The following is a 5,650-nucleotide window of genomic DNA, read 5'->3' as shown; positions in this document are numbered from 1 at the left end:
GCAGTTGCGCAAGGTCGCGTCTTACCCGCTCGGCGACGAGACCGATGAAGAGCAAGGCGCCATCGTCCAGATTTGGCCGAAGGGTCGCGAGCTGTCAATGAAAATCAGCTGACGGGCAATGCGACGGGCGGGCGACCACGGTCACGTTCAGGGCTGGATCATTCTTTTTCCGCTGGTCGTTGATCAGCCCGTTTGATGGGAGTCCCTCAAACGTAGTTGGGCGTCGGCGGACGGTAGTCGCCCAGGTCGATCGACTTGAACCAATCGATCGTTTGCCGCAATCCATCGGCGAGCTTGATTTTGGGTTCCCAGCCGAGTTCTTGCTTGGCCAGCGAAATATCCGGCCGTCGACGGGTCGGATCGTCTGCCGGAAGCGGTTTTTGAACCAATTTGCTCGCCGACCCGGAAATCTCGATCACCTGTTCGGCCAATTCGCGAATCGTGAATTCGTCCGGATTGCCGATGTTGACCGGTCCGACAAAATCATCGTGATTCATCATCGCGATGATTGCGTTGACCAGGTCGTCACGAAAACAAAACGAACGAGTTTGAGAGCCGTCGCCGAAGATCGTGATGTCTTCGCCGACCAAGGCTTGACGGATGAAGTTTGAAACGACGCGTCCGTCAAAGGGGTGCATCCGGGGGCCGTAGGTGTTGAAAATCCGCACGATGCGGACATCAACGCCGTTGCTGCGGTGGTAATCCATGAACAGCGTTTCGGCCGCCCGTTTGCCTTCGTCATAACAGGCGCGAATCCCGATCGGGTTGACGCTGCCGCGATAGGATTCCACCTGCGGATGGACTTCGGGGTCGCCGTAGACTTCGCTGGTGCTGGCTTGCAAGATTCGTGCGCCACAGCGTTTGGCGATGCCCAGCATGTTGATCGCCCCCATCACGCTGGTCTTCATCGTCTTGATCGGATTGTACTGGTAATGCCCGGGGGCGGCCGGGCAGGCCATGTTGTAGATCTGGTCGACTTCCAAAAACACCGGCAGGGTGATGTCGTGACGGATCAGCTCAAAATTGGGCAAGTCGAGCAAGTGGGCGACGTTGGTCTTCTGGCTGGTAAAAAAATTGTCCAAACAGATGACATCGTGGCCCTGCTGGACCAGACGTTCGCACAGGTAGGAGCCCAAGAATCCGGCACCGCCGGTGACAAGAATGCGTTGAATCATGTGTCGGATGGGTAAGTCGTTGAGAATCACTCGCCCGTCCACTTGCTCGATGAGCGAGTGAACGGTTGAACGGTTGAATCGGCCGCCGCACTTGGACCGACATCGTATCGAAACCTGCGTCTCGGCACGACCGCGATCGCGGCAGTTTCGCTGCGATCGCGGTGCTACGTCAAAATGGAAGGCTTCTTGACCCGGAAAATGCGACCTGATCTTCCATTACGGGTCGATCAGTCGGTTGTCGATCAACCGCGTCGAGCCGACTTTGGCTGCGATCAGCGCGACGGCTCGGTCGTCGAGCTGCCGGATCGGTTGCAAGGTTTGCGCATCGACGAGTTTGGCGTAGTCGATCGAGTCGACGCCCTGTTCAGGTCCGTCGGCCAACAACGTCGCCTGCATGATTCGTTCGATTGCGGCGGCATCGCGTTGCCCGTCGTGGACCGCGTGCTCGGCGGCATCAAGCGCCGCGAACAGCCGCAGCGCCCGGATTCGTTGTTCGGCGTTCAGGTAACGATTACGGCTGCTCATGGCCAGTCCATCGGTTTCGCGCACGGTCGGACAGGCAACAATCTCAATGGGAACATTCAGATCTCGGACCATCGCCCGGATCACACACAGTTGCTGATAGTCTTTCTGGCCAAAAAATGCGTGCGTGGTCGGAAGGATGTGAAACAGTTTCAGCACGACCGTGGCGACGCCTTGAAAGTGTGCCGGTCGGAATTCGCCTTCGAGGGATTGGGCGACACTGGGCGGCTGGACCGACGTGCTGAATCCGGGCGGGTAGATGTCGTCCGATTCGGGCACAAAGACGGCGGAGACACCTTCGCGGCGCAGCCCTTCCAGGTCGGCATCGATCGTTCGCGGATAACGGCTCAGGTCTTCGTGGGGCGCGAACTGGGTCGGGTTGACGAAAATCGTGGTGACGGTGTGGTCGCACTGGCCGACGCTGGTGCGTGCCAGAGAAAGATGGCCTTCATGCAACGCCCCCATCGTCGGCACCAAGCCGACCGATGCATCGCGACGGCGCCATTGCCAAACAAGCTCGGTGGCCTGTTTGGTCGTTCTTAGAATCTGCATTTCGCTCGTCGGTTAAGGCATGCTCGAGGTCGCTTCGGCAAGCACATGCTCTGCGACAAAGATCGGCAACGGCGGCGAGAAGGTGACGGCGACGGCGATCGCGTCACTGGGCCGAGAATCGATTTCGATCATCTCGCCGTCTTCGGTCTCAAGCCGCAATTGAGCGTAATAGGTTTGATTGCTCAAGTCGCTGATCACGACGCTATGGATCGAAGCGCCGAGCGCCTCGGCCGTTCGCACGACCAAGTCGTGGGTCAGCGGTCGGGGCGGTTGATAGCCGTCTTCTTTGACACGTCGGTCGATGTTGGTCGCTTCGAAAATGCCGATCAAGATGGGGAACTCACGCTCCCCATCGATCTCGCGCAAATAGATAACTTGGCTTTCGGTCAGCTCGGAAATGATGATCCGAGCAAGTTGCATTTGAACCGGCATCGCGGCGGACCAGAATGGGACTGGAAATCAAAAAACGTTACGCTGGTTCCAAGTTTACCACCGATCGCGGCCACCGACACGATGCGACGGCGTGCTATTTTTCCAGGCGGAACATCGTGACACCCAGCGGCGGCATGTTGACAAGGATGCTGTCGGGGCGTCCGTGGTGGCCGTCGCCGGTCGATTTCGCGCCGGGATAGTTGCCGACGTTCGATCCGCCGTAGCGTTCGCTGTCGCTGTTGAAAATCTCTTTCCAAAAACCGCTCTTGGGCACGCCCACTCGGTAGTTCGACCGCACCACCGGTGTGAAATTGCAGCAGATCAAGATCGGCTCGGTCCCCGGCAGGCCCTTGCGCAGGAAAACCAACGTGCTTTCCTGCCAATTCATGCAGTCGACCCATTCGAAACCGTCGCCGGTGAAATCCAATTGGTGCAACGCCGGGTTTTCGATCACCAGTTTGTTCAGATCCGAAACCAGATCCTGCACGCCGCGATGAGATTCGAAATCCAACAGCAACCAATCGGGGCCATCGTCGTGGTTCCATTCGTTCCACTGAGCCAATTCGCCACCCATGAACAACAGCTTCTTGCCGGGGTGTGTCCACATGTAGGAATAGAGCAACCGCAGGTTGGCAAATTTCTGCCACACGTCGCCGGGCATCTGGCTGATCAGTGAGCCTTTGCCGTGAACAACTTCGTCGTGCGAGAGCGGCAGCATGAAGTTTTCGGTGAAGGCATAGATCATGCTGAAAGTCAGATCATTTTGATGATGCCCGCGGTGAATGGGTTCCTTCTGCATGTACGTCAGCGTGTCGTTCATCCATCCCATGTTCCACTTGTAGGTGAAACCGAGTCCGCCGTCATAGACAGGTCGTGAAACGCCCGGCCACGCCGTCGACTCTTCGGCGATCGTCACCGCACCGGGATGGTGTTCGTGAACGGCCACGTTGAACTCGCGGAGAAAATCAATCGCTTCCAAATTTTCGCGACCGCCGTACTGGTTCGGAATCCAGCCGCCGTCTTCGCGGCTGTAATCCAGGTACAGCATTGAAGCGACCGCGTCGACTCGCAGGCCGTCAATGTGGTATTTCTCCAACCAGAAGATCGCGTTGGCGACCAGGAAGTTGCGGACTTCGTTGCGACCGAAGTTGAAGATCATTGTGCCCCAGTCCGGGTGTTCACCCTGGCGTGGGTCTTCGTGTTCGTACAGCGCCGAGCCATCGAAACGCCGCAGCCCGTGCGCGTCTTTGGGGAAGTGGGCCGGAACCCAGTCGACCAACACGCCGACATCATGTTGGTGCAGGTAATCGACGAAGTACATGAAGTCTTCGGGGCTGCCGTGCCGACTGGTGGGGGCGAAGTAGCCGACCGTTTGGTAGCCCCACGAACCGGTGAAGGGGTGCTCGGTGACGGGCAGCAATTCGACGTGGGTGAAATTCATCCGGTGGCAATAATCGACCAGACGATGCGCCAAGTCACGATAGTCCAGCCAGCCGTGCGTGCGGCCGGGGCCTTTTTGCCAGCTCCCCAAGTGGCACTCGTAGACGTTCATCGGGGCGTGCATCGGATCGGTGGCCGCACGCCGCTCCATCCACGCATCGTCGTTCCACTGGTGCTTGTCCAAATCCGTGATGATCGATGCGGTCAACGGGGGCAGTTCGGCGGCGAACCCGACCGGGTCTGTCTTGTCGATCCATTGACCGTGCTGGTCCAAAATTCGGAATTTATATTTCATCCCGGCCTTGGCACCCGGGATGAACAATTCCCAGATCCCGACCGACATGTCCAGCTTGGCGACGTGACCGCGTCCGTCCCAGCCGTTGAAATCACCGACCACCTGGACGATTCGGGCGTTGGGCGCCCAGACGGCGAAGTTGACGCCATCGATGTCGTCGACGGTACGCAGTTGGGCGCCGAGTGCTTCGAAGAGCCGATAGAATTTGCCTTCGCCGAGCAGGTAACGATCGAAATCGGTCAGAATCGATGGCACCGCGTAGGGATCGTTCGTCTCGATGAGTTTGCCAGTTTTGTCAGCCATTTGAATTCGATAACTTGAGTGCGTCGAGGGTGTCACCTCATCATTATGCCCGATCGAGGTCGCGTCGACCGTGCCTGAGCAGATTGCCTCAAAAAACCCCGCTGGATGCAGTTTACGCATCGGTCGACGCTTTCCGGTGGGCTGATCGACGATCCAAGCGGCCTGGGCATCCGGCAAAAAACTGCGGACGGCCGTCGCCTTCGTGCCGCGGTAGTCGACCGTGTGCGGGCCGAGGATTGACGAAGGATTCTCCAAATGACCGTCAACGAGTCGTCCGAGATCGGTGAGGGAAATCTGTGTGTGCATGTCGAAAAACGATGGGTCCAAAAGGGGCAAATTTGACAAGCGACTCGCAAAATCCATTGCGGAGCCGGGATTGAATGACTGTGGAGCCGGGGAAACCGGCAAACCGCCAGGGGTGCGAACTGCCAACGAGGCACGCCGCGGCGATGGTCGGGAGCGGGATGTCCCGGTTTATTCCGATTCCAGGTCTTCGGCGGTAAACCGTCCGCGGCGGCGGAGGCTGGATGGTGTCGGGGGGGCGGCCGCGTCGCCGTTGATCAGCCGACGCAACCGTCGGCTGGGGGCCGGAACGCTGCTGCGAACATTGTTTTGAGCTGTGTTCGGCGCTGTGTTTTGGGGGGTGCCGAGACGTGAGCTGCTCGGCGGTGTGTCGATTCGGTAGTGGGATGGACCGGCCGGCGAGGGTTGCCGCGGCAGTCGCGTCGAAGCCGGGTGGGTGGTCGGATCAAGATCGGCGGCCTGACTGAGATCCGCGTCTTGAGCGAGATCAGCGGCCTGGCCGAGAGCTTGGTGCCCATGGCTGACCAAGCAGGAACTGACCAGGCAGGCTTGCACGCGATGAATCGCCAGGGTGCGATCGATCCGGCGCCACAGGTCGGCGTGCTGCACATCGATCCGCCGGCCGAAG

At 58.9% G+C, this 5,650-nt stretch carries 4 protein-coding genes and 1 pseudogene; all 5 read right to left on the bottom strand.

The features are described from left to right. Nucleotides 1-206: 206 nt before the first annotated feature. The gene (locus ABX749_RS19460; RefSeq protein WP_372897432.1) at nucleotides 207-1,175 is read right to left on the bottom strand and encodes a UDP-glucuronic acid decarboxylase family protein; all 969 of its coding nucleotides are present in this window, start codon (nucleotides 1,173-1,175) and stop codon (nucleotides 207-209) included. A 216-nt stretch (nucleotides 1,176-1,391) separates the two neighbouring features. Beyond that, complete coding sequence (panC, locus tag ABX749_RS19455) at nucleotides 1,392-2,249, bottom strand: pantoate--beta-alanine ligase (RefSeq protein ID WP_372897431.1); 858 nt, start codon at nucleotides 2,247-2,249, stop codon at nucleotides 1,392-1,394. Nucleotides 2,250-2,261: 12 nt separating this feature from the next. Beyond that, nucleotides 2,262-2,681 (bottom strand): bifunctional nuclease family protein, encoded by a 420-nt coding sequence (locus ABX749_RS19450; RefSeq protein ID WP_145207655.1) that lies wholly within the window; start codon nucleotides 2,679-2,681, stop codon nucleotides 2,262-2,264. A gap of 94 nt (nucleotides 2,682-2,775) precedes the next feature. Further along, nucleotides 2,776-5,025 carry a 1,4-alpha-glucan branching protein GlgB gene (gene glgB / locus ABX749_RS19445; RefSeq protein WP_372897430.1) on the bottom strand — a complete coding sequence of 750 codons (2,250 nt, stop codon included), beginning with the start codon at nucleotides 5,023-5,025 and terminating at the stop codon, nucleotides 2,776-2,778. 168 nt (nucleotides 5,026-5,193) lie between these two features. Beyond that, a pseudogene (locus ABX749_RS19440) lies at nucleotides 5,194-5,650 on the bottom strand (hypothetical protein); the annotation flags it as partial.

It is taken from the genome of Stieleria sp. (assembly GCF_041595215.1).
In the GTDB taxonomy this organism is placed as follows: Bacteria; Planctomycetota; Planctomycetia; order Pirellulales; family Pirellulaceae; genus Stieleria; species Stieleria magnilauensis.
Note: the sequence above shows the minus strand (reverse complement) of the source record. Positions and strands in the feature narration are given on the sequence as shown.

What these genes read in the sequence shown, in the direction of transcription:
- ABX749_RS19460 (WP_372897432.1), bottom strand. Translation starts at nt 1,175, where the DNA reads ATGATTCAACGCATTCTTGTCACCGGCGGTGCCGGATTCTTGGGCTCC.
- ABX749_RS19450 (WP_145207655.1), bottom strand. Translation starts at nt 2,681, where the DNA reads ATGCCGGTTCAAATGCAACTTGCTCGGATCATCATTTCCGAGCTGACC.
- glgB (WP_372897430.1), bottom strand. Translation starts at nt 5,025, where the DNA reads ATGCACACACAGATTTCCCTCACCGATCTCGGACGACTCGTTGACGGT.
- panC (WP_372897431.1), bottom strand. Translation starts at nt 2,249, where the DNA reads ATGCAGATTCTAAGAACGACCAAACAGGCCACCGAGCTTGTTTGGCAA.